The organism is Micromonospora salmantinae, assembly GCF_022230905.1.
GTDB classification, from domain to species: domain Bacteria; phylum Actinomycetota; class Actinomycetes; order Mycobacteriales; family Micromonosporaceae; genus Micromonospora; species Micromonospora salmantinae.
The window spans coordinates 47,257-73,620 of the sequence record NZ_JAKKFG010000014.1 but is presented as its reverse complement, the minus strand read 5'-3'; the positions used below and the strand labels follow the sequence as shown (position 1 = coordinate 73,620).

The following is a 26,364-nucleotide window of genomic DNA, read 5'->3' as shown; positions in this document are numbered from 1 at the left end:
GCGGCGAAAGCCGGGTAATTGGGAATCAGCGACTTGCGGCGGATGGCGATCCTAATCAATGTCACCACTGTGGACAAGTAGTAATTCCTCGCCTTTTACCCGCCCGGTGCCCACACCTACGCTGCGATCGGCGGACCGCACAGCGTGACAGCGGTTCGACGGGGTTGCCGTGTTCCGCTCACCGAGTGCTGCCGGAGGCCACCGTGACCATCGACGAGGTGACGACGACGCCCGGCGGCCCGATCGGGTACAGCGTGGACGAGCTCGCCCGCAAGGTGGGGATGTCGCCTCGCAACATCCGAGCCCACCAGGCCCGGCGGCTGCTGCCCCCGCCGGTGCGCCACGGTCGGGCCGCGCTCTACGACGACTCCCACGTCCGCCGACTGGACGCGATCCTCGCCCTGCAACGGCAGGGCTTCAACCTGGTGTCCATCGAGGCGATGCTCGGGGTCCGGGCCAGTGACGAGGCGCCCGACGGGCTCACCGCGATGCTGCAACGCCTGACCGCCGACCGTCCCGCGCTGGCCCACGCGCTGACCCGGCACGGCGTGATCGGCCGGACCACCGACGGCACCGTCCGCACCGTCCGGCCACGCCCGCTGCGCGCGGCCCTGGATCTGCACCGGGTACGGGTGGGCACGGTGCCGGCACTGCAGACCCTCAGCGAGGTGCTGGACAGCCTCCGGCCGGTGGCCGACGAGCTGGTCGCCGCCGTCACCGCCCGGCTGCTGACCCTCGCCCCAGAGCTGGTACGCGGCGGCGCCCGGTCGTCCTGGGCCGACCTCGACCGGGAGACCCTGTTGCTGACCCAGGGCGTGGTCAACGTGCTCACCGAGGCGTTCCGGCTCGCCGTGGAGAACCAGTCGGAGGCGCACATCGCCGAGCTGCTGGAGAACCACCTCGACGCGGACGTGTGTCTGGAGGACAGCACGGTCATCGACAACGGCTGACCGGGTCGTCAGCTTGACGCGGGCTGCCCGTTCGCCTGTCGGCTCTGCGGCACGGTGTCGGAGGGTTCCGGATCGGTGAGCAGTTGCCGCCGCGCCAACCGGTGGAACAGCCCTTCCGGGTGCTCCATCAACTCGTCGAAGCTACCCCGCTGGACGATCTGCCCTGCTTCGAGGACCACGATGGTGTCCGCCGCCCGGACCGTGGACAACCGGTGGGCGATGACCACCCGGGTCGCGGCCAGGGCCGCGGTGCTCCGGCTGACCACCTCCTGGGTCCGGTTGTCCAGAGCGCTCGTCGCCTCGTCGAGGAAGATGATCCGGGGTAACGGGGCCAGCGCGCGGGCGATCAGCACTCGCTGACGCTGCCCGACGGAGAGCGTCCCGCCGCCGAACGGCACCATCGTGCTCATCCCCATCGGCAGCGCCTCCAGGTCATCGGCGAGGCCCGCCATCCGGGCCGCCTCCCAGACCTGGTCGAGTGGGAAGCTGCCGGCGCCGCAGATGTTGTCGCGTACCGAGCCGGCGAAGAGCTGACCATCCTGCAGCACCACTCCGCACTGCCGGCGGACCGCGTGGACGTCGAGTTCGGAGAGGTCCTGGCCGTCGTAGAGCACCGCGCCCTGCTGCTGGCGTTCAAAGCCGAGCAGCAACCGGAGCAGTGTGGACTTTCCGCAGCCACTCGGTCCGACGATGGCGACGAACTCACCCGGGCGGACGTGCAGGTCGATGTCGACGAGCACCGGTGGCTCGTCCGGCTGGTAGGCGAAGGTGAGCCGATGCAGCGCGATCTCGCCGCGCAACTCGCCCGGATCCACCCGGTCCGGCCGCGCCTCGGGCTCGGCGCGCAGGATCTCCCGCAGGCTGCCCAGCCGGGGCACTGCCGCGATCACTTCGACCCCGGCCGAGACCAGCACCAGCAGCGCGCCGAGCAGCATCGCGAAACCGACGTTGAGGATGAAGAAGTCGGCCGGCGTGACGCGGCCGGTCAGCGGCCCCATCAGCACGGCGAACAGGACCAGTTGGCCGGCGACCGGCAGCACGGTGCCGAAGGCGACCAGGCCCGCCTGACTCTGGCGGACCCGTTGCAGCGCCGCCCGGGCCGTCGCGGCCACCTCCGACCAGCGTGCGTGGGCGCGGGTTTCGGCCGCCGCCAGTTTGATCTTGACGATGCCGCCGAGCAGTTGATTGGTCATCGCCGCCGCCCGGTGCTCGGCCGGCAGCGCGGACCGTTGCTGACGGACGATGAGCACGGCGAACGCGCCGAAGGTCAGCATGGTGACGGCGACGATCCCCGCTCCCCACAGCCCGAGCACGGGCTCGACCACCAGGAGCATGCCGAGGGTCACCGCGACGGTCGCGGCCGCCGAGACGAGCTGCGGCAGCAGCGCGCTCAGCGCCTCACCGACGAACGAGATCCCCAACATCGAGTTGGCGATCTCACCGCTGCTGCGACCGGCGAAGAACCGGGCCGGTAGCCGCATCAGCCGGTCCCAGATCGCCAGCTGCGCGCCGGACTGCATCCGGCCGTCCAACCGCAGCAGACGCAGGTTCTGCACCACACCCACCAGCCCCGCGACCACCGCAGCGCTGAGCATCAGCGCGAGGAAGCCGCCAAGGCCGTTCACCTCGCCCTGCCGGGCCAGTTGGCCGAGCACCTCGCCGGTGGCCAGCGGCACGCCCAGGCCCAGCAGTGCCACGCAGGTGGCGGCGAACAGCAGACCCCGTACGTCGCGGGACGCACCGACCAGCCCGGCCCGCAGCAGGTGGCGCATCCGAGCGGTCGGCGGCAGCGGCGCCTGCACCTCGGTCGCCTCGGCGGCGAACGTCGCAGCCACGGTCGCGTCGATCGGCGCGTACGCTCGGGTGTCCGGGTCGACGTGGTGGTAACGGCCCCGGCGGAACACCAGCGGCACCGCGACGGCGCGCTCCGGATCATCGCCGGCCCGCCACCCCACCAGTGGCCCCAGGTCCCGCCGCCACCATCGGTCCGGCAGCCGCACCTCACGTAAGAACAGGCTGGAAGCTCGGGTCACCGCGTGCACCGCCGCCCGGTCGTCCAGCGGCGCGCGGCTGCGGTCAGCCGGCTCGTTGATCGGGCTGCCCATCCCCTCGGTGACCACCCGGAGCACCGAGGCCGCCCGCCCATACCGGTCGAAGCCGGCCTCGCCGTCGGGAACCGGAACCGCTCCGCCGGCGCCGATCACCCCGATCGACCGGCGGGCCGCCGCGGCGAGCACCGCCGCGTCGGTCTCCCGGCGCCGCTGCACGGCGCTCAGCAACGCCGCGTCGGCCTCCTCGATCCGGGTCTCCACCATCCGCAGTAGCCGGGCCACATGCTGGTCGACGGCCGACCGGAGCTGACCGTTGACCAGCAGGTCCCAGCTGCCGTGACTCTCCACCGCGCATGGCGACTCGGCCACCACCCAGTCCCGCTCGGCGACCAGCAGCAGCTCCCGCTCCCCCGACATCTCCGCCGGGCCACCGTCGTTGCGTCGCAGTTGTCCACCGGCGCTGCGCAGCCACCAGGCGCCGCCGGTGGAGGTGAGGGCACTCCCCTGCGCCAGCGAAATGATCTCGCGTCCGCGAAGGGTTGACGCCTCCCGGGGCGCCTGCCCGCGGCGCAGCGCGTCGGCGACGGTGACCAGCACCAGGTCAACCGCCGCGACCAGCTCAGTCGCGGCGGTCCGCGCCCGCAGCGACGCCCCGTGGTCCGCCACCCGGCCGAGCCGAACATGCCGCTCCAGCAGGGAGAGGTGACGCCGGGACAGCCCACGCAGCTCCGTGCCGGGCAGCGGCACCAGGATCAACTGCCACGCGCCGATCGCGGTGGACGTCGGCACCAGGCCACCCGCGGGCAGCCGGGCCACATGGTGACGACGCGAAGGGCTCATCCCGGCCCGGCGCACCGCGAACAGGTCGGCCTCGCCGCCGGTCACCAGCCAGCCGGCCGCCGGGCCGTCGAGGCGGCAGACCTGGCGTACGCCGTCCGCGCAGAAGCCGATCAGGCCGCCGGCCGGGGGATCCTCCACCGCGCCACTCATCAGCGTCTCCTCGGATCGTCGTGGTCAGTGGTCCCGGACCAGGCGCGCGTACGCCCCGTCCCGGGCGACCAACTGCTCGTGGGTGCCGCGCTCCACCTCCCGGCCGCCGTCCAGCACGACGATCAGGTCGCAGTCGCGGACGGTGGACAGGCGGTGGGCCACGATCAGGCAGGTCGCCCCCCGCCGGCGCAGGTGCAGGTCGATCCGACGTTCGGTCTCGGCGTCCAACGCGCTGGTGGCCTCGTCCAGGACCAGCACCCGGGGATTGCGTACGAGCGCTCGGGCGATCTCCAGCCGCTGCCGCTGCCCACCGGAGAAGTTGCGGGCGTTCTCCCGCACCGGACTGCCGAGGCCACCCGGGCGGGCCGCGACCTCGTCGTAGAGGCACGCGTCGGTCAGCGCGGTGACGACGTCCTCATCGGCGACCGTAAGGTCCCACATGGTGACGTTGTCCCGGACCGTCCCCTCGAACAGCCGTTGGTCCTGGTCCACCATGGCGACGGTGGCCGCCCAGAGCCCGTCGTCGGCCGCGGCCCGCTCAAGTCCGTCCACGGTGACCCGTCCGGTCCAGGGGCGGTAGAGCCCGGCGACCAGCCGGCCGACCGTCGACTTGCCACTGCCCGAGCGCCCGACCAGCGCCACCCGGGCACCCGGCGGCAGGTCCAGGCTGAAATTCTCCAGCAGCGGACGGCCCAACGGGTTGTAGCCGAAGGTGACCTCCTCGATGCGCAGGTGCCCCTCCATCGGCGTCATCGGTCGGGCGGGTCGGTCCTGGGCCGACGGCAGTGGATACCGTTCCACGTCACGCAGCCGGTTGAGGTCGGCGCTCATGTCCTGCAACCGCGAGCCCAGCGCGGTCAGGTTGCCCAGCGGGCGGTTCATCGCCGCGGCCAGGCTCTGCATGCCGACCAGCACGCCGACGCTCATCGCCTCCGCCACGACCTGCCGGCTGCCCAGCCCCAGCAGCACCGCGGTGGTCCCGGAGGCGAGCAGCGCCGGCAGGACGGAGAGCACCGCGGTGGGCACGCCCAGCCGTTGCTGACGGGTGGCGACGGTGGCGTGGCGTGCCGCGAACCGGGCCACGGCGCGTTCCTCCTCGCCGCCGGCCTTCACCGTCTCGATCATCTGGACGGTGGTGTACACCGTCGTCACCAGCTTGCTGCGGTCCGCCTGAAGACCGGCGACAGCGGTGGACCGGGTCGAGGCGACATAGCGCAGCACGCTGACGTTCAGCCCGGCCAGGACCACCGCACACAGTCCGAGCAGCAGGTCGTAATGGCAGAGCAGAGCCCCGTACGCCAGCACCAGGCCGGTGTCCACCACCGTGGTGGCCGTCCTGCGGGTGAGCACCTCGGCGACCACCTCGTTGCCGCGGACCCGCTGGCTGAGGTCGGCGGCCTGCCGCTGGTCGAAGAAGGTCGGCGGCAGCCGCAGCAGATGTCGGAAGAACCGGGCGGCGCTGGCGAGGGCGAGCGCCGTCTCCGCACGTACGGTCAGGCGTTGCTGCAGCAGGCTGGCCAGGAAGGTCAACACGGTGGCCACCGCCACCGCCGCCACCAGACCGGCGAACGCGGCCCGATCCTCCTGCAACAGCACCCGGTCGACGAAGACCTTGGCCATCACCGGGATGGTCAGACCGACCACGGCGATCAGCAGGCCGAGCAGCAGCATCTGCGCGATCGCCGAGCCCGGCCCACGCCACCGCTCGGCCAGCGCTCGCAGCAGCCGGTAGCGGGTGCCGCCGGGCCGAAACTCGGGGCCGGGCTCCATGGTGAGCACGATGCCGGTGAAGGCGCCGTCGAACTCCTCCCAGCTCACCGCACGGGGACCGGTGGCCGGATCGTTGATGAAGACCTTGCGGCCGAGCCCTTCCAACACCACGAAGTGCTCGAAGCGCCAGAACAGCACCGCCGGTAACGCCACGGCGGCCAGGCCAGCCAGGTCCATCTGGAAACCCTTGGCCACCATGCCGTAGCGGCGGGCACCCTTGAGCACGGTGGCCGCGGTGGAGCCGTCCCGGCTGACGCCGCACACCCGGCGCAACTCTTCAAGGGGCACGTGCCGACCGTGGTGCGCGAGCAGGATCCCCAGCGCGGCGGCGCCGCACTCCACCGCCTCCATCTGGATCAGGGTGGGCGTACGGACCCGTCGACGCCGAATCCTGGGCAGCGCCGTGCCGCTGACGGCGGTCGTCGGCGCGCTCATCGGCGCAGCAACCAGTCGATCGGGTGTTCCTGGTCCACGGTGAACCAGGCGGTGACCTCGCTGGCCGAGTTGAGCTGGAACGGCGGCGGAGACTTGGTCCAGCGCAGGCCGCCCGGGGCGGCCGGGTCGGGCTCCAGGGCGACAGTCACCCGGACCACGCTGCCGCGGGCGAGCAGCCGCCGGACGTCCGACCCGGTGCCCAGGAAGGCGCGCAGCGAAGCCTCGGTCTCCGGGAAGGCGCCGACCGTGGTCACCTGGCCGGCCAGGGTGCCGAACACGTTGCGCGGCGCGGCTGCGGCGGCCACCTCGACGGTCACACCAGGTTGCAGCAGCGGGGCGGCGACCGCGGGGGCGTAGACGACTGCCTGCAACGCGTCCCCGGCGGTGTCGAGCCGTTCCAGGTCGGCCAGGTGCGTACCCGGGGTGACGATCTCGCCTTCCGAGACCAGCCAGGCGACGACGTAGGCGTCACCCGGCGCGGTCTCCACCCGCACCTTGCCGTCCGCCGTGCGCAGGCTGTAGAGGGGCGTGCCCTTCGGTACCCGCTGGTGCGGTGCCGCCCACACCTTGGTGACCTGGCCGCTGTCGAGCGCGTCAAGGGCCGAGATCCCGTTCGAGTGGATCAGCACCCCGGCCGCCTCGACGGTCCGGGGCACCACCGTGCGTACCGACCAGACACCTGCGGCGACGACGACGATGACCAGCGCGGTGGTGGCCAGCCAGTTCGGCACTGTGGTCAGCCGGACCGCCCGGTCCAGTTGCTCGGGCGCTTCCAACTGGCGTAGCGCCTGCCGCCGGAACTTCATGGCCGGCCCTGCGCCGCGGCCGGGCCGGGAGCGCGGCGGGAGCCGAGCAGGAAGTCGGCCACGCTCGGCTCGACCAGCGGGTCGAGCCCGGACAACTCGGCGAAGGCCTGGGAGTCCCCGGCGCCGAGGGCGCAGGGCGCCAGCCCCATGGCGGTGGCGACGAGGTACATCTGCTGGGTCAGCACACCCGCGTCCTTGAGAATCATGGCGTAGCTCATCCCTTCGTACTTCCACATGAGCCGCTGGACCCGGGCGGTGACCACCAGGACCGTCTGCGGCGGCCGAGGCAGGGCGCCGGACGCCCGGGCGTACGCCAGCAGCCGGTCCGCGGCCGGTCCCCAGCCGGCGACCGGCTCCAGCCGGTGCCCGACGGCGTCGTAGTGGTAGAGCCCGGGGTCGAGCCCGGCGCAGCGCGCGACCAGTGGGTAGATCTCCAGCTCGTAGACACCGCCGCCGCCCGGGTAGGGCCGGTGGCCGATCTCCTGCCCGCCGGCCTCGCCGACGGCGCTGGTGTGCTGCGACCGGTGCAGGAACTCCGCCAGCCGCTCCAGCGGCAGCGGCGCCGTGTCGTCGTGTTCGCGCACGCTGCGCCGGTCCGTGACGACCTGACTGAACGCGGGGTCCGCTTTGGCGATCGTCGCCAGGTCCGGCAGTGGCAGGTCCACCGCCCGACCCCCGTCGTACGGGCGTCGCAGCGGTTGCGGGGTGAAGCTCCCCCGCATCCGGTAGGTTCCGCCCACCGGCAGCGCGTGTCGGCCGGCCCGGGATCGGTGGTGCAGCCGCAGCTCCTCCGGCGACCAGTAGGCCAGCGGCGCGTCGTCGCACTCCGCCTCGAACTCGGCGTCGGTGACCAGGATCCGGGCGGTGGCCAGCTCGTCGAGCACCCGTCCGGCGACGTCCGGCGGCACGCCGAGCGTGCGGGCCACCGTCTCGGGTCCGACGCCCGGCGCGGCGGCGGCCAGTACCGCGCCGAGGGCGGCGTCGGCGCAGCCGACAACGAGGGTGCTCAGCGGTGATGCGGCCACCAGCATGCCCCGTTCGTGCTGGAGGGCGGCGAAGCGGGAGAGCCGGTAGCGGGCCCCGGGGGTGTGTGGGCGACCCTCCGGCAGACTGCCCCGGCCCAGGCCGGTGGGGACCAGGTCGAGCAGCGGCCGATCGTCGACCTGTACGCGGCGCTCCAGCCAGGAGTGGGCGAGCAGCCGGCGCAACAACAACTGCGCGGGCAACACCCGGTTCTCTCCCTCCAGGCCGCTGATCAGCCGGCCGACCTCGACGTCGTTGACCCAGTCGGCGGCGAGCCGCAGCAGCAGCGCCCGCCGGCCCATGCCCGGTTGCTCCAGGGTGAGCTGGAAGCGGGTCTGCCGCAGCGTCAGCGAGCCGTCCTCGCCGAGCCGCAGCTCAGCGTCCCGGCGCAGCCGGTACGACTCCTGAATCGGCGGACCGCCGACGGAGCCGCTCACGATGACCGCCGAGCGACCGGGTCCACCACGGTGGCCATCCCCACATCCTTCCCACGGTCCCGGTGGCCCGGGAGCGCCGGCTAGAAGAAGACGTTCAGCGGATTGGCCGATGTCTCGTCGACGGCCAGTGGGCCCCGACCGAGGCGGGCCGGCACGTCCCACAGCCGGCCGGGACCGAGCCGGCGCCAGAAGTGCCGCAGGCCCGGCACGACGACTTTCACCACCGCCAGGTCGACATCCGGACGGGACTGGTCGACGACGATCACCTCCAGGCCGGCCCGTTCCACCCGGCGTACACAGCGACGCACGTCATCCCCGACGTCGCCGGTGGTCAGCGTCGGGTGGTCGGCCGCGGTGCGCGACGGCCGGGTGGGATCCGGGGTCAGCCAGGGCTGGTCGGCCACCCGCACGGTGCCGAACCAACGCGCGGTGTCCGGGTCGTCGACGCCGTACCGGTTGCGGGCGGAGGTGGGACCGGCGACAGCGGGCAGGAACTGGTTCACCTCGGTGAGCGCCCGGGTCAGCGCGACCCGCGCGTCCAGGTGCGCGCCGAAGCCGACCAGGACGTCCTCCGGCCCTCGGTCGACCCGCCGGGACACCGCGGCGAACGTGGGTACGCCGAGGTCGGCGGTCAGGTCGAGGGCCCACAGTTCGCGGCCCAGCGCGGTGGTGTGATGGTCGACGCAGGCGGCCGTCCACGGGTCACCGAACGAGGCGAGGTCCACCCCGGGCATCCGGGATCGGTGGTACCACCACAGGGCCACGCTGTCCCGCTCCACGAGTTCGCAGATGCCCTGCATGATTGCCTCGGACAGGTTGCCGCCGGCCGCGCAGCCGTTGGAGTCGGCCGAGCACACCCCCAGCCCGGTCAGCTCCGGATGCCCGTACCAGCAGTGCGCGGCGGGCAGCTCGCGCGGTGTCTGCCGGGTCAGCGACCAGCCCGTGGTCCAGTCCAGCTCCACCTCGTCGGGCAGCGGGCGGGGAATGCGGTGCAGGTGGCCGAGGTCGCGGTTGAGCCGGTGCCGGTCGGCGTACTGGCGTTCCGAGAAGAGCAGCAGCTCCCGCAGGTGTACCGCGCGGTCCGGACCGAGCTGCCGGTAGGTCGCCCGGTGCACCGGGCGGTCGCCGCGCCACACCCCGCAGTAGCGTTCCACCGCCTCCCCGACCGCGCTCATCCGGGCCTGCAGGTCGGTCCGGCCCTTGCCGCCGCTCTGCCCGCGCAGATTGCGGCGCAGCGCGGCGAGCTGGCGGGGCTGGGCGAAGTTGTGCCCGGCCGAGTAGGTGTGGGTGACGCCGTTGTCGGTCGTCTCCAGCGGGGTCAGCCGGCTCACCACGCCCAGATACCGGCTGACATGGTGGACGAGCGCGGCGTACGCCTCGGCGGGTTCCCGGACACGCGAGTCCCCGGCCCGACTGGGCTGGGCGCCACTCGGTGGCAGGTCGATCCGTGGCTCGGCCTTGCGGACGAGGTCCGGGTTACCGCAGGCGGGGCACTGCGGCTGGCGTACCAGTTGGTGGCTCTCCGTGCTCAGGTCCCGGGTGTCCAGGGCGACCATCCGGCCGGTGAGACGGGGTGACGCGCCCCGGACGGCGAGCACGGCGAACTCCGCAGCGAGCAGCCCGGCCGCCATGGTGGCCAGTCCGGGCAGGACCGCGCGGCCGGGCTGCGGCAGCGGAGCGGCCAGGTCCTGCCCGTCGAGGAAGGCGTTCACCTGTTCGTTCTCCTGCCAGCGTTGGCGCAGGCAGGCCCAGCAGCCGGTACGGCCCGGCACGAGGTGCGGGCCGAGGAAGACGACGTTGCCGTGTGGCCGGGCCAGCGTCCACGCGCGACCGGCGGCCAGGTGGCGGTCGTTGATCAGCGCCAGCCGGGAGTCGAGCATCGACGACGGCAGCACCAGCACCTGGGCGTTGCCCGGGCCCGGGTCCGGTGCGTCCGGCCCGACCACTGTCGGGGCGAGGCCTAGGGCACGCAGCGCGTCGGCGGTCTCGGCCACCCGCGGCGCCCCGAGGTCCACGATGGTGACCCGTCCCCCGGCCATCCACCGCCGCCCGACGTCGGGCGGCACACCCCGGGCGTCCCAGCCGGCGGCCTCGGCTGCCGAGGTGTGCGCCGGACCGGACACCAGAAGGCCGTGATCGCGCAGCCGGGCGAGGGCTGCGGCGACGGCGGTGACCGGGTGTCGGGTGGCCAGCCGGGCCACCACGTCGGCCAACGGGGCGGCACCGTCGAGCTGCTCGGCCAGGTCCGCGGCGACCGGGTCGTCGATGAGTAGGCTGCGGGTCTCCCCCAGCACCACGAGCGGACCGTCGGGCAGCCGCACCGGCACGTAGTCCGATCGGAAGCGCGGACGCCACATGGGTTCCTCCCGAGCTTCGTGGCCGGACCGCGGCACCGCCGGCCCCGCCGGCGATCACGGCTGCTGTCATCGTCGCGGTCCGGTGGCGTCCAATCCGAGTGATGCCACCGGTTTCTGCCGTCGCCGACGCCGTGGACGCTCGGCGGCAGGGTCAGTCGGCGGTGACGGTCAGCGCGGTGTCGTTGAGCCCCAGCACTGATGTGCCGACGGTCTGTGCCGGCACAAGCAGCACGAAGGTCTCCACCCGGGTGACCCGGATCGACTTTCCGCTGATCGCCTTGAGGTGACCGGTGGCGATCAGGTCCGGGCTCTGCGGTTCCAATCGGACGGTGGCCGGACCGCCGGGCGCCGGGCGCAGCGTGTCGGTGGCGTGGATCGTCAAGAAGGTGAGTGTGCCGGTCGGCACCGCGACCGCGCAGTCGGACCACTCCACCCGGTCCATCGTCCGCTGCACGGCCCCGCCGACACCGGCGAGCTGCTGCCCGTAGACCTCCCAACCGCCGGCGAACTGGCCGTCGAGCAGCGGGCTCGACACGACGAGGGACCGGTTGCCCGTCGTGGACCCGATGCTGCGGGCGAACACCTCGGCGGCGAGGGCCCGACGGCTGGTCTCGTCCAGGGCGGCGCCGCCCGCGGTAGCCGGCCGGCCGTCGATGCTCCGGGCGACCACCAGCGAAGGTTGGGTGACCTGAACGTTGTGGCTGAGCTTCCACTGGCCGTCAGCACTGAGCACGAACTGGCTGACGTCCGTGGGCGCAAGCTCCGAGCCGGTCAGCCGGAGAGTCGCCGTGGCGAGGAAACAAGCCGGGTCGGCGGGTGGCACCGCGAAGACCGGGTTTATGTGCTGGAAGGACGGTTGCGCACGCTGGTTGTACGCGGCCCGACGTACTGCGGCGATGCTGAGGTCCAGCGAGGGCGAAACCTCCTGCGCCCGCAGCGCCTCGACGTCACCGGCCACCGAGGCGGCCGAGTCGGCCTGGTCGAAGGCGGTGAGCACGAGCGCGGCCCGGTCCCGACCGAAAGTGGCCGAACCGTGGGGCGCCGGGGTGGCCGCGTCCACTGGCTCACCACCACAGCCGGTCAGCACGAGCAGCGCCACCGTGGCGGCGGCGAACGGCATCGCCGGCACCGGCGCGGCGAGGGTACGCGGGCTCCTGACGGATCTTCTGCCCAGCATCTCGTCCTCCATCCACCACCGGTCCACGGGAATCGCGCCCGATGCAGTCGAGTATGTGAGCGGCTGTCCGGCTACGACGGTGGCGGCGCGGCCTCGTGCTGCCCGGCCTGTCGACGTTGCACCGAACGACGTCATCCGGCCTGGATTGCAGTCATCGATCGGTGTCATCGAGACGAGCGACCCAGGCGGCCAGGCCCGACCGGGACGCGACGCCCGTTTTGCGGTAGAGGCGGGTCAGGTGCGCCTCAACCGTGCGGGGGCTGATGTTCAGCTGCCGCCCGATCAGTCGGCTGGTGGCCCCGGTCGCCGCCAGCCGCGCGATGTGCCACTCCCGGTCGGTCAGGGCGGCGACCTCGCGCGGGCCGACCGGACGGGCCAGTCGCAGGCCGACCCGTTCCGTTCCGCACCACCCGGCCAGTTCCAGCGCCCGGCGGCGGGCCCGCGCCGCCAGGCCGGCCTGGTCGGCGGCTTCGGCTGCCCGGGCCAGGGAGGCCAGGGCAAGGCTGCGCCGTAGCACCATCCCGCCGGCGCGGAACAGGTCGGCCGCGGTCTCCAGGTGCAGCAGCGCCGCCCGGACCTCGCCGCGGGCGAGCAGCACCTCGCCGTACGCCGACTCGGCGAAGCCCCGCTGCCCGGGCAGACCGACCTGATCCGCCTCGGCCAATGCCAGCCGCGCCTGCCGCTCGGCGTCGGCCACGTCGCCCGCGACGAGCGCGGCGGCGCAGAGCAGCTCGTACCACCTGGGCCGGAGGGACGTCTGGAGACGGCTCAGCCGGCTGTCGCCGCCGGCTGAGCGCACCAGTTCGGCACAGGTCGCCGGATCACCCGACAGCAGCGCCGCGGTCGCCAGCGCCGTCGCGGCGGTACGACCGCACCAGGTGGCGAGGTCGGTGGCGATTCCGGCGGCGCTGCGGGCCAGCGCCACCGCCCGATCGTCGTCCCGAAGGCCACCACGCCACGCCGTCGCCTCCGCCTCGAACGCCAGGGCGAAGCTCAGCAGGTCGCGACTGCCGATGCGCCGGGCAACGATGCCCGCCTCGGTAGCCAATCCGATGGCGGCGTTCAGCTGCCCGCCGTGGTAGGCCACTTGACTACGACCGAGCAGCAGCTGGCACAGTCCGTCGTCGCGGTGCGAGGCGCGGACGAGCGTCAGCCCTCGGTCGAGGTGCCGCACCGCGTCGGCCTGCCGTTCGAGGTACAACTCGCTCAGGCCGAGTGCGGTGAAGCAGTCGGGGTGGTCCCGCACGTCCCGATCCGGCAGCGAGTCGACGATCCGGGCGCTGGCATCGAGCAAGCCCTGGGCGGCGTCGAGTGCGCCGTCGAGGGCGGCGGCCAGACTACGCACCGCCAGCAGGCTGGCCCGGTCCGCGCCGGAGCCGCCGAGATCTCCGCTGAGCACGTCGGGCAGCCCGGTCACGGGGCGGCCGGCCAGGATGCCGGCGACGCCGATCTCGGTGGCGAGGCGGTAGCCGTCGCTAGGTCCAGCATCGGCTGGCAGGGCGGACAACTCCCGCCGGCTGATGGCCACCGCCTCCGCGTAGTTGCCGAGCAGACGTTCCACACGCGCCCAGAGAGCTACTGCCTGCGCCCGCCGTCCCTCCGGGTCGGCGGAGAACAGCGGCACGATCTCCTGGAGCAGGGCCCTGCTCTCGGCCAGATTCCCCGCCTCCCCGGTGATCTCGGCCAGCGCGAGCGAGACGTCCTGACGACGTTGCGTCAGACCGGCCGTCGGCCGCAGCGCACGCAGCGCCAGCCGCAGCCAGCGGATGGCCAGGTCCGGCGTCTCGCGCCGGACCTCCTGAGCGGCCCGGCAGAGCACGTTGACGCAGCGGTCGACCCAGCCGCCGTTTGGCAGGGCGAGCAGGCGCTCCGCGTAGCGGGCCCGTTCCGCGGGTGGCGCGCCCAGATCGACCAGCGCGGTGAGCGCCCGCACACTCGCCTCCACCTGCCACTGCGTGTCGGTGTCCTGAGCGACCGCCATCCGCAGCACCGGGTGTCGGGAGGCGAACCGTCCAGTGCCGGGGACGCGGCGGATCAGGTCAAGCCGGGCCAGCCGCCAGCAGGCCTCGACCGCCAGTGACGTCGGGACCTGCGCAACCTCGGCGAGCAGGTCCGCGGTGAAGGGCGCATCGACGATCGCCCCGGCCCGCAGACAGGCCAGCTCGACGGGGGGTAGGTCCGTCCACTCGCGGCGCAGCACGGCCACCGCCGCGTCGGACAGCCGGCCACCCTGTGCTTCACGGATCGGGTCTGCGCTGTTCGAGGTGGGGTCGCTCGGCAGCACCGCCAGGTAACCGGGGTTGCCCTCGGTCAGGTCGTACCGGGCGCGCAGCTCCACTTGGTCGGTGTGGGGGTGCAGGAGCGCGACCTCGGCGAGGCTGAGAGGGCGAAGTTCGATCCGGTCGTGTGACGTCGGTTCCGCATCGGCGTGCTTGTCGGGATCCGGTAGTCCGAACGGCATCGGAGTCGCCATCTGCCGCGGGCGGTAGACGAGCACGAGCAGCAGCGGGGCGGGCACCGGATACCGCAGCAGGTGGGCGATCAGACCGGTGGAGGAGGCATCTGCCCAGTGCAGGTCGTCGAGGACCAGCACCAGACCGTCCCGTGCCGCCAGGCCGATCAGCCGGCGGGCCAGCTGGTAAGTCCGGAACCGCCGGGCGTCCGATGCCCGCGCCGGCGCCGCTGGCACCGCGGCGACGGACTCCGCCCAGCTCTCCCCAGTGGGCCGTCCAGCACGCACCCCGCGTCGGAGTGACTGCCCCTCGGTGAAGGCATGTCGAAACACATGGAAGGGGACTCCTCGCTCATCCGGCGAACAGGTCCCGACGGCCCAGGGGACGGTGGAGTCGCACCGCTCCAGGGCCTCGCGGACGAACCGGGTCTTGCCGATGCCCGGCTCTCCGACCACCTCGCAAACCATCTGCCAGCCACGGTTCAGCACGGTGGCCTGGGCTCTCCCGATACGTGCCAACTGTGGTCGTCGCCCGACGAAGCGCGGGCTCGATGATGCGCTTTCCAGCCCAGGTGTCATCACGCAGACCAGACGCCTTCCGGCACACTCAATGGGAATTGGTCGCACTATACCGGAGCACCGCCAATTGTCGAAACAAACCGGCGCGGCCAACCCCTATTTGACAGGTGGCGTCGAGATGCAGTTCTTTCCGACATCGCACCACAACCGGCAGAAAAGGACCGACAGCCAGAAGCGCGGAATGATGTCCATGAAACCCAATAAATCACCTGTCATCTACTGCGCCAGGGCTATCGCCAACGAGCCTCGGGCCGCTGCCGAGCTCCGGGGGCTCCGCCCAGCCCACCTGGACAATCATCGGAGGGCCGCGCCAAATCTGATATCGCCAAGATAATGGCCGTCCATATCGAATCGCTCGAAGCGGTCATATTCCCACCTTTGCCCCTCAGTCGTGACGCTCATCCCACGCTATGAGCCGACGGCAAAGGATTCCCACAGCGCAATTGACTGGAATCCCACCGCCAGAACTGGCCCCCTGCCGCCAATTTTCAACATGCGAACAGCAACATGCAGACGCAACAAGGCGCATAAGAGACGAGCACAGAAGGCCGCAGGCATCCAGCCGACGGAATCGGGCCGAGCGCCTGCCCCCTGCGCTACGCCCCCGTGACGAACCAGACGGCCTGAGCCGCCGCTTGCTGTCAGGGTGACCGGAGTTGCCCCATCACGGCCCACCTACGCCGCCGGCTGGTCCTGCCGATGTGAATCGCTGCCACAGAGCCCTCTGGCGATGCGAGCTGTCGTCGGCGCGTCAAGACTTTTCGGCCGTCGTTGACAATGAGCCGCGGCAGTCGCCGGGTGGGATCGATCGAGAGCTATTGAGCGACGTACGGCGGTACTCCGTCGACCTCCGGGACCAGGTCGGACATTAGCAACCGAGGCCGGCTCGGAAGGCGGACCAGCCCGGCCCCGTGGAGGGTGAACGCCAACAGAGAGGTCGCCCATGCCCATCCGATGCCTCCGCCGCTGGTGACGACGGTGCCGTCGTGCAGCGAAGTCGAACGCTGGCTCGACGACCACACCGACGCGGAGCGCTGAGCCCACGACCCGACCTGAACTACCCGTCGGCACCTGCGGCAAGATCCGCATTCAGAAGCTGGGGCCCAATCGGTTCCGCGGTTCAAAACCCCATAGACAAACTTAAAGCCCTGACCAGCGTTTCCGCCGGTCAGGGCTTTTTGTTTGTCGGGACGGCCGGATTCGAACCGACGACCCCTTGTTACCGACAGTAGCCGAATGAAGCTTGTCATTGCCTGCCAAAAGTGGTTGCTGAGCTGCAGAGACACCACCATGCGCTCATCGCTCCTTGTCACCCTTCGCCAACGGTTGGGCGGGATTTTCGGGGGGTAAAAGGGGGTCCCTCACAGACCCCGCCAGGTCTGATCGCCCCCGGCTGGCCCTGCCACCGTGCTGCCGCCCGCCTCACGGCATGCGTACTGGCCGAACCTGTGGCAGCCCTTCCTCAGCCAGTACAACCGTCACCGGAACCTCACCCGACGGCGGCCTCTCGATGCTGTCCCGCAACGACCGGTGCACGAGGCACTCGCACAACGGACGCAAGGGATCCGGACACCGGGCAAGAGCAGGCTTCAACCGTTGAACCCCGTCAACGGCGACCGGCCACGACCAGTCCATGTCCCACGGCTCCTCCCCGGGCTGGTGGAAACAATCATGATCGAAGTGCACGAGGAGGCCGGACTCACACAAGGGACAAGCGGACAGACTGCTCCAGCGGTAGTTGACCTGATGCCCGGGAGTACCGTGGGGCACGCCCCAACTACCGATACGAACAACGGTGCCGTGGGTCGCCCGGCAGGCGATACAGATGCGCATGGCTAACTCTCCCCCGCCGTCTGGCGACATCCACCGTAGAGATCGACGCAATCACGGCCACCGTCCAGCAGCAACGCACAACGCGTCAAGGGACCGTCGTGAAGCCATAGTTTGCCGGCCGACATCAACTGCCCGAATCCAGAAGCCTGGAACAGGCTCCGCAGTTGCTTGTGCTGGCGGGCGGTGAGCCCGCCGTGCTCGGCCAGCCAGGTCAGCAGCGCCGACGTGATCCCATCTCGGGCGAGTTGTTCCGGCCGGCCGGCAAGATACTGGTCGGCGACCGCCCGGTCCGATGTGACTTTGAAAAGGGCAAGCGTCGCACCTTGCGTGGGGTACTGCCTCGGCAGCGCTGCCGCGGCTCCCGCTGTGGGGTCACGACGGCCGCCGGCCCCGGCAAGGCGGGGAACAGCGAAAGCTGGCCTTCTCGGAGGCCGCTCCAAAGGGCCGGGTGGACTCGCCCAGTATTGGGCGCTCAACACACCGTCCAGTCCTCGACGGCCAGGACCAGTTCTTCAACGCGGGCGGACGAGATGCTGTGCTGGTCGGCGATATTTGCCAGCACTGCTTCTTCGCTGACGTCGACGTCGTCTTCGGTTGCCTGGTTGAACTCGGCGTTGAGCACATAGGCCTGCTCCGTCGGCACCTGGCACTTGTCAGGCTGCGTCAGCTTGTCGCGGACGACAGCCTGATGGAGCCGGTAGCCCTGCCAGGAAGCAGGGTCTCCATCGGCGGCGTCCGTCCAGCGCCCCTCGGGCGCCCATTCGAACACCGCGTAGCTGGGCACCACCTCACGTCGGTCGTACGTGATCACGATCGACAGCGCCTGCCACCCCTGCCCTCGATGGCTCTCCACGACGTGCGTCGCCACGTCGACGACCTGCTGACTGTCGACGGGAAAGACGCGTAGTTCAACCCGCAGGGCTAGACGACGAGCGCCGGATCCAGAGCTGACGTCCCGACGCTCGAAGGCGTCGTAGGCAGGTAGGCGTTTTCCGGGCGTCGGTGGGCGAGTCGGCTGTGCGGTGGGCGTGGCAGGTTGGCTAGGTAGAGCGGTGGTGCGAGCCGGCTCGGGTGTTCGGGTAGTTGGTGACGGCGTCGGTCCGGCGGCAGAGACGGTCGGAGCGGATTGAGAAGGTGACGCCTCGCCGATGATCAAACCGACAGCGGCAAGAGCGCCCACACCGACACAGCACATGAAGAGTCCACCAACGACTACCACTGACAGGACGATTCCCACCCTCACGCCCGCCCGAAGCTGGGCCCCCGGGACCACCGGCTGCACCGAGGGCCGCCCAGCAGACGGCGACGCGTCGACTCCGGGCGGGTGCTGAGCGGATGGCTCCGACGAATCGGGTGTCTGCTGCACGGCGTCTCCAGTGAGAGGGCGTATGACCATTGTCGTGACCGCCGCAGCCACATACGCTCCGCCGAACAGTGAGACAGTCACCCCAGCCGAACGACTCACTGGTCGTCGAACGTCTACCGCACAAAGCTCTACCAGCACGAAACCTGCGACTTCTACAGCCGCCGGTTCCACGCCTCCAGACTCCTCCTGCACGTATCGGCTATCGTGACCGCGGGGTTTTCGCCAGGCCAGCCTCGTGGGGAACGAGGAGATTTGAACCCAGTAGAACCTCACGTCGAGCCTCGTCAAGGCTTGTCATTGCTTGTCAAAACCCCTTGTTACCGACCGCAGCGGGGAGGGTAAACGGGGGCAGGCCGACAGCCCGTCAGAATCCCGCCGCACCCCATTCCCCCACCATGGGACCTACGGTCAACAAGAACGACCCATCGCGGCCCGCCTACCGTAGCGGTGGGGCGGCACGATCTATCGCCCCACGATCGTCGATGCGCTTCCCAACGTCGGCAAGACCTGGAACAGCGTAGGGTCGGCGTGCAGTGAAGGACTTCGCGCCCGCCGCGGGTCTTCCGTCACCTGCACGCCGCGATCAGGCGAGTACCACGCTCCACGTTCACCGACCTGCTCTAGGAGGTTCGATCATGTCCAAGGACTCGACGAGCAAGGCGAACGTCAAGAAGAAGGGCAAGACGATCAAGGAGAAGCAGACTGCGAAACGCCTGAAGCGCGACGAGCAGAACGGGCAATCCTCAAACATCGTGCCCACCGGGCGCTGACGCCGGCAGCGTCGCTCAATTCTCCGAACGCGGCGATGAAGGTGGGGCCTGACAATCGTCGGGTCCCCACCTGCCGCTGCCGCCGTAGAGCTGCGGGCCAGTCGCAGAATCCAGAGGATCCGGCGGGCGCGCCGGGACGCCATCCGAGGACCAGCAGACCAGCGATGATGAGCTACGCCCAGTTCCGAGATAAGAGCCGCAGGCAACACCGCTGCGGTGGAGCTGGCTGACGCAGCGAGCACGAGGTCCCCAACGCCCACCGACGCCGCTCCCGCTCGCGTTGGGCACCTCAAGAATCCGCTGCGGCCTGGTGCTGCGGCGCGAGCATTCTGCCGATCATCTTCCCGTCACAGGCGGATACGAACAGCCCGATCATGAGACCGACATCAGGCTGGGCCACCACCACCGGACCAGCGCCACGCCGCAGCCGCACCCTGGTGGTCCCCGGCGCCGCCGTCGGCGAGACCGTTGACCTCCGCGGGCTACCTGGCCACGATCATTCGTACCACCACCGCGTACGCCGACAGACCGCACCGAATCGCCTACCCGTCAGCTGGACATGCGACGCTCAAGGGCCGCGACCAACGGGCCACGCCGCGTGGCCCCCGGCCAATACCGCCAAAGCCCGCACAATTCCTGGCATGACAGCACGACATCCCCCAACCCCACACCCCTTGTGCCCGGAGGAACGCAGACCATGGACCACGCATCTCAGCTCATCCAGGAGCGGAGTGCCCCGCCGGCCACGCTGGTGATCTTCGGCGCCTCCGGTGACCTGACCCGACGGAAGCTGCTGCCCGCAATCGAGAGCCTGGCTCGGCATGAGCGGCTTCCGGACCAGTTCGCGCTGGTCGGCGTCGCCCGTACGTCGATGACCGACGAGCAGTTCGCCGAGAGCGCCCTGGGCGAACGCACCCTCGCCAGCAAGCGCCAACTCCAGGGCGGCGTGCGGTACGTGGCCGGCGGCTACGACGACCCGGAGACCTACAAGCGGCTCGTGGAGACCCTCGACGAGTTGGACGCACAGCGGGGCACGTCCGGCAACCGCCTCTTCTATCTGTCCACCCCGGCCGGGGCCTTCGAGCCGGTGATCAATGGACTGGCCGGTGTCGGGCTCAACCAGCCACGCGAAGACTCCTTCTCCCGCCTGGTCATCGAGAAGCCGTACGGGCGCGACCTGATCACGGCCCGCGAGCTCGACGGCGTCGTGCACAGCGCGTTCGACGAACACCAGGTCTTTCGCATCGATCACTACCTGGGCAAGGACACCGTCCAGAACGTGCTGGCGCTGCGCTTCGCGAACTCGATCTTCCAGCCCATCTGGGATCGCTCCTGGGTCGACCACGTGCAGATCACCGTCGCCGAGACCCTCGGCGTCGGCAGCCGCGGCGGCTTCTACGAGGAAGCCGGCGCGATGCGGGACATCGTGCAGAACCACGTGCTTCAGGTTCTCGCGCTGGCATTGATGGAGCCACCGGCCTCCTTCGAGGCTGAGGGCCTGCGCAACGAGAAGGTGAAGCTGCTGCAGGCGATCCGGCTCCCCACCGACCGGGACATCGCCGAGGCCGCGGTCCGGGGACAGTACACCCGGGGCGGCACCCGTGAGGAGCTGATGGCCGGCTACCGCGAGGAGGCCGGCGTCGACCCCCTGTCGCGGACCGAGACCTACGCCGCGATGCGGCTCAACGTCGACAACTGGCGCTGGGCCGGGGTGCCGTTCTACGTACGCACCGGCAAGCGCCTGCCGGCCCGGCTCACCGAGGTGGCACTGCAGTTCCAGCGGCCGCCGCACCTGCCGATCCCGACCGACCAGCTCACCGGCCTCGATGCTGACGCGCTGATCCTGCGGATCCAGCCCAACGAGGGCATCTCGCTGCGCTTCGGTGCCAAAGTGCCGGGCCACTCCTTCCGGGTCCGCACCGCCACGATGGAGTTCTCCTACGACCAGACGTTCGTCGAGGAGTCCCCGGAGGCGTACGAGCGTCTGCTCCTGGACGCGCTGATCGGTGACGCGTCGCTGTTCATCCGCAGCGACGAGGTGCAGCAGTGCTGGCGGATCGTCGACCCGATCATCGACAACTGGGAGAAGGACAACTCGCCGATCCCCACCTACGAGGCCGCCTCCTGGGGCCCGACCGACGCCGATCGGCTCATCGGCCGGCACGGCCGCAAGTGGCGCAACTCCGCGTGATGCTGCCACAACGAGTGTGACCGCGCTGCTGAGCCCGATCGCTTGGTCTCACCATCGACGCGCAGCGTGGTCCACTCAGTGGGCGGGTCATCGAAGCCATGGCCGGGCAGCTCGGCGAGGAGTTCCCGAAATCAAGGACCGAGGTTAGTCGACAGATCTACGGACCTGACTCGGTCGTCCTTAGGATCCGGTTCTGCGTCTGGCCGTCCCGACGCTCAGGCTGGGAACTCGCGCGCAGGTAGCTGAGGACGGCCAGGGTCTTGGGGTGTTCCGGGCCGAGCACCCGGGTCCAGCCGGCGTGCACGTGCCGGAACGCCGTCTGCGCCTCCACGTAACGGCCCTGGTCGGCCAGCACCCTGGCGAGGGCGCTGTGGGTGCTGAGGGCGTCGGGATGGTTCGCGCCGAGCAGCCGCGTGCGGGTGGCCAGCAGGTCACGCAGTTCCGCCTCGGCCGCGCTGAATTGGCCCCACCTGAGCAGCACCACCGCAATGCTGTGGCGGGTACTCAGCGTCTCGCGGTGCTCGGCTCCCAGGGTCCGCGCCCGGATGGCCAGCACGGCACGGAACTCCGCAACAGCCTCGTCGTGTCGTCCCTGCTCGTCCACCGCGATGGCGAGGTTGCTGCGAACGATCAGGGTGCTGGGATGCTCGACGCCGAGCGACCGGGTGTGGGCAGCGAGCACCTCGCGCAGTTCCGCCTCCGCCTCGCTGTGCCGCCCCTGCACGCTGAGCACGACGGCGAGGCTGTTGCGCACCTTCACGGTGTCCGGATGCGCCGCGCCCGACAATCGCGTCCACTCGGCAAGCAGTTCGCGGAACTCCGCCTCCGCCGCGTCGTAGTTCCCCTGCTTTTCCAACACCACCGCGAGGTTGCCGCGAACGGCCAGGGTCTGGGGATGTGCCGCACCAAACAGCCCGGTACGGATCGCCAGCAGCCTGCGGAAGACGGCCTCGGCCTCACCGAGGCGTCCCTGCTCGCGCAGCACGACCGCGAGATTGTTGCAGGTGGTGAGGGTGTCGTCGTGTTCCAAGCCGAGCACCCGGGTCTGCGCGGCAAGCAGCTCGCGGAACTCCGCCTCCGCCTGGTCGTAGCGGCCCTGCCCGTTCAGCACGACTGCCAGGCTCAGCCGGGTGTTCAGGGTGTCGCGGTGCTCGGGGCCGAGGCGTTGCATTCGTGCGGCCAGAACCGCACGGAGCTGGGCTTCCGCCTCGTCACGACCCGCCTGCATGTCCAGCACCACGCCCAACCGGTTGCGGGTGTCCAGGGTGTCGGGATGCTCGGAGCCGAGCAGCCGCGACCGCGCGTCGAGGACCCCGCGCAACTCCACCTCGGCTTCGCCGAACCGGCCCTGCTCGCGTAGCGCGGCCGCGAGGCGTTGCCGAACGGCCTGGGTGTCGAGATCGTCCGGGTCCACGTCGGGGTGCGAGACGTACCGCCGCAGGAGCGCAACGTCGCAGAGGGCCAACCGGCTGGTCCGCGCATCCTGCGGGATGGCCTCATTCAACTGCCGCAGCTGTGTCGGGCTGAACCGATCCGCGTGCCGGTCCAGGCAGGACGCGATCGCCTCGTCGACCGGTAGCTCCGCGGTGGCAACGACCCTGATCGCGGCGGCGATCATTCGTGGCGGGTCGCGGTCGAGTACCGCACCGAGCGCCACGATGGCGTCTGGGCTGTGTGCCGCGGCTCTGGCCAGGGTGCCCAGGGCGCGTTGGGTTCGAACCTCGTCCCCGGCGGTGGCGTTGGCCAACGCCTGGGCGAACATCGGGCTGTGGGCGACGGCGCTGACCGCGTAGCGTTCCAGCAATACCGCCGGCAGCCGCGGAGACAGCCAGTCCGGCACTTGCTGCGGGTAGAGCCCTCGGAGCCAGTCGGCCAGCTGGCCCGCCCGCTCGGGGCCGATACCACCTGCTGGGGACCATATCCGGCTGAGCAGTCTGCGGGCGGCATCCTCATTGGCGGCACCGACCAGCACGGCGAGCAGCAGCGCCTGCTCAAGGACGATGCTGGGCAGGTCTTGGAGGTGCGCCTGCCGGGCGGACTCCTGCCAACGCCGCCGCTCGGCGGTGAAGATGTTGGCCACTACGGTGGCGGTGTCGACCGTGCCACCGACATCGGTTCGCGCGGCGAGCGCGGCAGCGGCGTGCAGCAGCGTGATCGACGGAGGCGGGTCACTCGGCTTCAACGTCACGGAGGGAACCGACGCCGACTCCTTCGAGAAGCACAGCAGGGCACGCGTGAACGCTTGCTGCTGGCTCTTCGCGTCGCCCACGATCGCCGGTACCGTCACCTGCGGCCGGTACGGCAGTCCCGCCACCACTCGGGCCGGCTGGCGGGCGCGCACGGCGGCCCACCACGGGTGGTTCACCCTGCTGACAACAACCAACCGGATGTCGCTGTCGACGGCCTCAGCCCACGCCTCCAGGGTCGCGGGAAGGTCGTCGCAGGTGTCGGCGTCGTCGACCACGAGCACCACTCGTCGCCGCAGCGCTGCCGCCGCGGACACCGCCGCCGCACCCCTGCCGGGCACCGCCCATGCGCACGGGAGCGCGAGCCGCTCAGCCACCTCGACCAGCAGCCGGCTCTTGCCGGCGCCAGGTACTCCGTCGACGTAGAGCACGGACGCGCGGGCCGGTGAGTCGGCGAGGGCCCACCGCACCACCTGGCGGGCCGCCGGGTCGTGCAGCACGCTGAAGGGCACGGCCCGCCGGCCCGGTAGCAGCATCGTCAGCAAGCCGACATCGTCACCTTCCTGCCAAGGGTGGCTGCCAGGCGCCGCAGTGGTGGCCGCTCGCCAGGCGTCCTCACGGGCGCGCTGGTCAGTGCGCTGCTGCCACCACACCCCGCCGTAGAGGCCCGCGGCACCGGACGCCACGCCCAGACCGGCCGCGAAGTACCAGGTGACGAAGTTGGCTAGTGCCGCAGTCATCCCGGCAGTTAGCAACAGGGCGGCGCCTGCGACGCTGGCAGCACGTATCCGGAGCCGATTCGCCCAGCGGCCATCCGCCACGGTCGCCTCCTTTCCCGGTGACGTCCATGGTCACTGTGCGTTGCAGACCATCTTCGCCGGATCGTTTGATCGGTTGGAATCGAGCACCCCTATCGCTACAAGTGGGCGGGGACGCCGATTGGGGAGAACGGTCCGGCGGTTGTTCAGCTGACCTAAAAGTTGTTACCGTCGGCCGTCATCCCGACCTTGTCATTAACCGCCAGAAGTGACGCTGAGCTGCACAGACCCGTCGGCAGTCGTCCGCGGCCGGAATGCTGCCCGCACCGGGCAGCACTCGATCAGCCACAAGCCTGGACCGCCCGCACGGTTGCGCGGCTGCGACCTGCTCGCGGGGTGTGAACGGGGAGGCCGCCGGCCGCCACCAAGAGGCGCGCGGCCGCTTCGCCATCTGCAGACCACCCGAGCAGCCTGAGCAACAAGGTCTGGCATCCTTACCCTCGCTGCAGGAAAGCCAACACTATTCGACTGCTCGTGAACTCCGATATGTCCATAAGTCTCCAGCCCTGCATCGCCAGCAACTCAGCGGCAGCCATGGCGTGTGTCACCTTCTGTACGCCGATACCTCGATCCGACATCACTGCCAGGTAGCGATGGGGATAGCCGCGCAGGTCGACCCGGTGCTCCAGGACACCAGAGGCACTGACCATACGGGAATGGACGATCTGCTCGGGACTTTCGTACGCCGACATGGTCACCACGGTAGAAGCCCGATGCAGGGACGATGGTTGGCCGCGGCTGTGGCTATCCTCTATGTGATGGCAACGTTACCCCGAGCCCTGGGGCGGGCGGCCGCGGTTCTGACGGTCCTCGCCGCTACAGCCGCCTGCGACGGCACCGTGGACGGTGGTCCGGTCAAGACCGAAGGGCCTCCTCCGGGGACCGCCACTCCCGCCGTGACTCAATCGCTGGTACCTGCTCGCAGCTTCAACGCGACTGGTCTGCGTCTGTGCGAGCACCGCGAGATGCTTCCGCTCGCCGCACTGTCCCTCACAGTGCGGCGAGAAGATCCCACTCCGCCGCTAACGGCGCCGGGGGCTGCCTGTCTGTTCGAAATGGAGACGGCGGACGGCCACGAGGCAAATTTTCGGGTGGAGGCATCGACACCGGCGTCAGCCGAAGAGGCGGTGCAGCTGTACGGCACAGCCCGCCAAGGCGCCAGCATGCGGCGTGAGGGCGGGCTGGAAGGAATCGGCGACGAGGCGGAGGCATACACCCGGCAATCACAGCCCGGATTCAAGTATGCGGAGCACATGGCACAGGCTCGGGAGAACAACCTGGTCGTGCAGGTCTGGCTCGCAGTCGGCGGTGACGAGTTCGTCCCCACGGAGCTTCTGGCCCAGGCGACGGTGAAGGCGCTCCGAAGCACACTCGCCCTGGTGCCGACCGCCTGATGCTGCCTGACTACATCATCCAGTGACCATCTGCGGCCACTTGCCGCCCGGAAGTTTCGAGCGATCGGTGATCTGTCCCGCGATGTCGCGCATCATTCCTGCGGCGTCAAACTGACGCTGCGCGACCGTGAGCAAGTGGTTGAATGTTCCCTCCACAATGTCGCCAACCGATTCCGCCAGCAGAGCCAGCGCCCAGGGTATGGTGACCACGCCTGCCACGTCCGCCAGCCCCTGAGCGATTCTGCCCAGCACATCCGTGACGACTTGCGCAAGCCCGATGGCGTAGTCGACGTTGGCTGTGACGACATCGAACAGCCACTTGCTGATGAACTCGGCCCTGCTCGTCACTTCGTCCACGGCTGCCCGCTGGATCGCTGCCCCGGCGTTGTAGGCGTTCGCCGCATCCCCCATCCACTTGGCGAAGTTCCTGTTGTCAGGCTGGACGGTCGCGACCGAGAGATCCGAAATCGGCCGCTTCACGTCGGCAAGCCAGCCGAAGCTGGCCTGTATCAGGGACAGCACCGGGACTTGATGCTCCAAGGCGTACTCCACCTTGCCAATGAGCTGCTCAAGGGCAGCCCGGAGGGTTCCCAGATCCCGCTTGACCATGAAGATCGCCGCTGGCCCGAGCAGCCAGGCCGACTGCTTCACCTCCCCGACAAGCTCGTTGAATTTCGCGATCAGAAGATCCACTGCGGGCTCGATCACCTCGAACGCACCGATGAACATACCGCGCTGCACAAGAATCGATTGCTCTAGTTCTTCCGTAGGTGTCACTA

At 70.3% G+C, this 26,364-nt stretch carries 14 protein-coding genes; 4 read left to right on the top strand and 10 right to left on the bottom strand.

What is annotated here, in order from left to right; genetic code table 11:
• Positions 1–203 precede the first annotated feature (203 nt).
• A complete protein-coding gene (locus tag PSH03_RS13470; RefSeq protein ID WP_238689309.1) occupies positions 204–950 on the top strand; it encodes a MerR family transcriptional regulator in 747 nt (248 codons plus the stop codon).
• A gap of 8 nt (positions 951–958) precedes the next feature.
• Here PSH03_RS13470 and PSH03_RS13465 read toward each other — a convergent pair whose 3' ends face one another.
• From PSH03_RS13465 to PSH03_RS13430, 8 genes are all read right to left on the bottom strand, one after another.
• Entirely contained in the window at positions 959–3,991 is a 3,033-nt protein-coding gene (locus tag PSH03_RS13465) for an ATP-binding cassette domain-containing protein (protein WP_238689308.1), read from the bottom strand.
• Positions 3,992–4,015: 24 nt separating this feature from the next.
• Complete coding sequence (locus PSH03_RS13460) at positions 4,016–6,196, bottom strand: NHLP family bacteriocin export ABC transporter peptidase/permease/ATPase subunit (protein ID WP_238689307.1); 2,181 nt, start codon at positions 6,194–6,196, stop codon at positions 4,016–4,018.
• Positions 6,193–7,002 (bottom strand): HlyD family efflux transporter periplasmic adaptor subunit, encoded by an 810-nt coding sequence (locus PSH03_RS13455; protein WP_210781269.1) that lies wholly within the window; start codon positions 7,000–7,002, stop codon positions 6,193–6,195. Before PSH03_RS13455 ends, PSH03_RS13460 begins: the two co-directional genes overlap by 4 nt.
• A complete protein-coding gene (locus PSH03_RS32850) occupies positions 6,999–8,462 on the bottom strand; it encodes a SagB/ThcOx family dehydrogenase (RefSeq protein ID WP_238689306.1) in 1,464 nt (487 codons plus the stop codon). Before PSH03_RS32850 ends, PSH03_RS13455 begins: the two co-directional genes overlap by 4 nt.
• Before the next feature lie 80 nt (positions 8,463–8,542).
• Positions 8,543–10,819: a TOMM precursor leader peptide-binding protein gene (locus PSH03_RS13445; RefSeq protein ID WP_210781271.1), complete on the bottom strand. Its 2,277-nt coding sequence runs from the start codon at positions 10,817–10,819 to the stop codon at positions 8,543–8,545.
• A gap of 151 nt (positions 10,820–10,970) precedes the next feature.
• Positions 10,971–11,996, bottom strand: coding sequence for a hypothetical protein (locus PSH03_RS13440; protein WP_238689305.1), 1,026 nt, complete (start codon positions 11,994–11,996; stop codon positions 10,971–10,973).
• Positions 11,997–12,147: 151 nt separating this feature from the next.
• Positions 12,148–15,027: an ATP-binding protein gene (locus tag PSH03_RS13435; RefSeq protein ID WP_238689304.1), complete on the bottom strand. Its 2,880-nt coding sequence runs from the start codon at positions 15,025–15,027 to the stop codon at positions 12,148–12,150.
• A 2,305-nt stretch (positions 15,028–17,332) separates the two neighbouring features.
• A complete protein-coding gene (locus tag PSH03_RS13430; RefSeq protein WP_210781274.1) occupies positions 17,333–17,728 on the bottom strand; it encodes a hypothetical protein in 396 nt (131 codons plus the stop codon).
• A gap of 1,133 nt (positions 17,729–18,861) precedes the next feature.
• On the opposite strand from PSH03_RS13430, the gene PSH03_RS32470 reads away from it, so the two are divergent.
• Entirely contained in the window at positions 18,862–18,996 is a 135-nt protein-coding gene (locus PSH03_RS32470) for a hypothetical protein (protein WP_255750547.1), read from the top strand.
• A gap of 697 nt (positions 18,997–19,693) precedes the next feature.
• Positions 19,694–21,187: a glucose-6-phosphate dehydrogenase gene (gene zwf / locus PSH03_RS13425; protein ID WP_238689303.1), complete on the top strand. Its 1,494-nt coding sequence runs from the start codon at positions 19,694–19,696 to the stop codon at positions 21,185–21,187.
• A gap of 157 nt (positions 21,188–21,344) precedes the next feature.
• Here zwf and PSH03_RS13420 read toward each other — a convergent pair whose 3' ends face one another.
• Entirely contained in the window at positions 21,345–24,113 is a 2,769-nt protein-coding gene (locus tag PSH03_RS13420; protein WP_238689302.1) for a tetratricopeptide repeat protein, read from the bottom strand.
• A gap of 734 nt (positions 24,114–24,847) precedes the next feature.
• Between PSH03_RS13420 and PSH03_RS13415 the strand changes: the two genes are divergently transcribed.
• On the top strand, positions 24,848–25,585 hold the full coding sequence (locus PSH03_RS13415; protein ID WP_238689301.1) for a hypothetical protein: 738 nt from the start codon (positions 24,848–24,850) through the stop codon (positions 25,583–25,585).
• Between the two features lie 15 nt (positions 25,586–25,600).
• Here the strand turns inward: PSH03_RS13415 and PSH03_RS13410 are convergent, their stop codons facing one another.
• Positions 25,601–26,362: a hypothetical protein gene (locus tag PSH03_RS13410; RefSeq protein ID WP_238689300.1), complete on the bottom strand. Its 762-nt coding sequence runs from the start codon at positions 26,360–26,362 to the stop codon at positions 25,601–25,603.
• Positions 26,363–26,364 lie beyond the last annotated feature (2 nt).

Excerpts from the sequence above, each read along its gene's own strand:
- PSH03_RS13465 (WP_238689308.1), bottom strand. The coding sequence starts at position 3,991 with ATGAGTGGCGCGGTGGAGGATCCCCCGGCCGGCGGCCTGATCGGCTTC.
- PSH03_RS13460 (WP_238689307.1), bottom strand. The coding sequence starts at position 6,196 with ATGAGCGCGCCGACGACCGCCGTCAGCGGCACGGCGCTGCCCAGGATT.
- PSH03_RS13455 (WP_210781269.1), bottom strand. The coding sequence starts at position 7,002 with ATGAAGTTCCGGCGGCAGGCGCTACGCCAGTTGGAAGCGCCCGAGCAA.
- PSH03_RS13445 (WP_210781271.1), bottom strand. The coding sequence starts at position 10,819 with ATGTGGCGTCCGCGCTTCCGATCGGACTACGTGCCGGTGCGGCTGCCC.
- PSH03_RS13440 (WP_238689305.1), bottom strand. The coding sequence starts at position 11,996 with ATGCTGGGCAGAAGATCCGTCAGGAGCCCGCGTACCCTCGCCGCGCCG.
- PSH03_RS13435 (WP_238689304.1), bottom strand. The coding sequence starts at position 15,027 with ATGACACCTGGGCTGGAAAGCGCATCATCGAGCCCGCGCTTCGTCGGG.
- PSH03_RS32470 (WP_255750547.1), top strand. The coding sequence starts at position 18,862 with ATGTCCAAGGACTCGACGAGCAAGGCGAACGTCAAGAAGAAGGGCAAG.
- zwf (WP_238689303.1), top strand. The coding sequence starts at position 19,694 with ATGGACCACGCATCTCAGCTCATCCAGGAGCGGAGTGCCCCGCCGGCC.
- PSH03_RS13420 (WP_238689302.1), bottom strand. The coding sequence starts at position 24,113 with ATGACTGCGGCACTAGCCAACTTCGTCACCTGGTACTTCGCGGCCGGT.
- PSH03_RS13415 (WP_238689301.1), top strand. The coding sequence starts at position 24,848 with ATGGACGATCTGCTCGGGACTTTCGTACGCCGACATGGTCACCACGGT.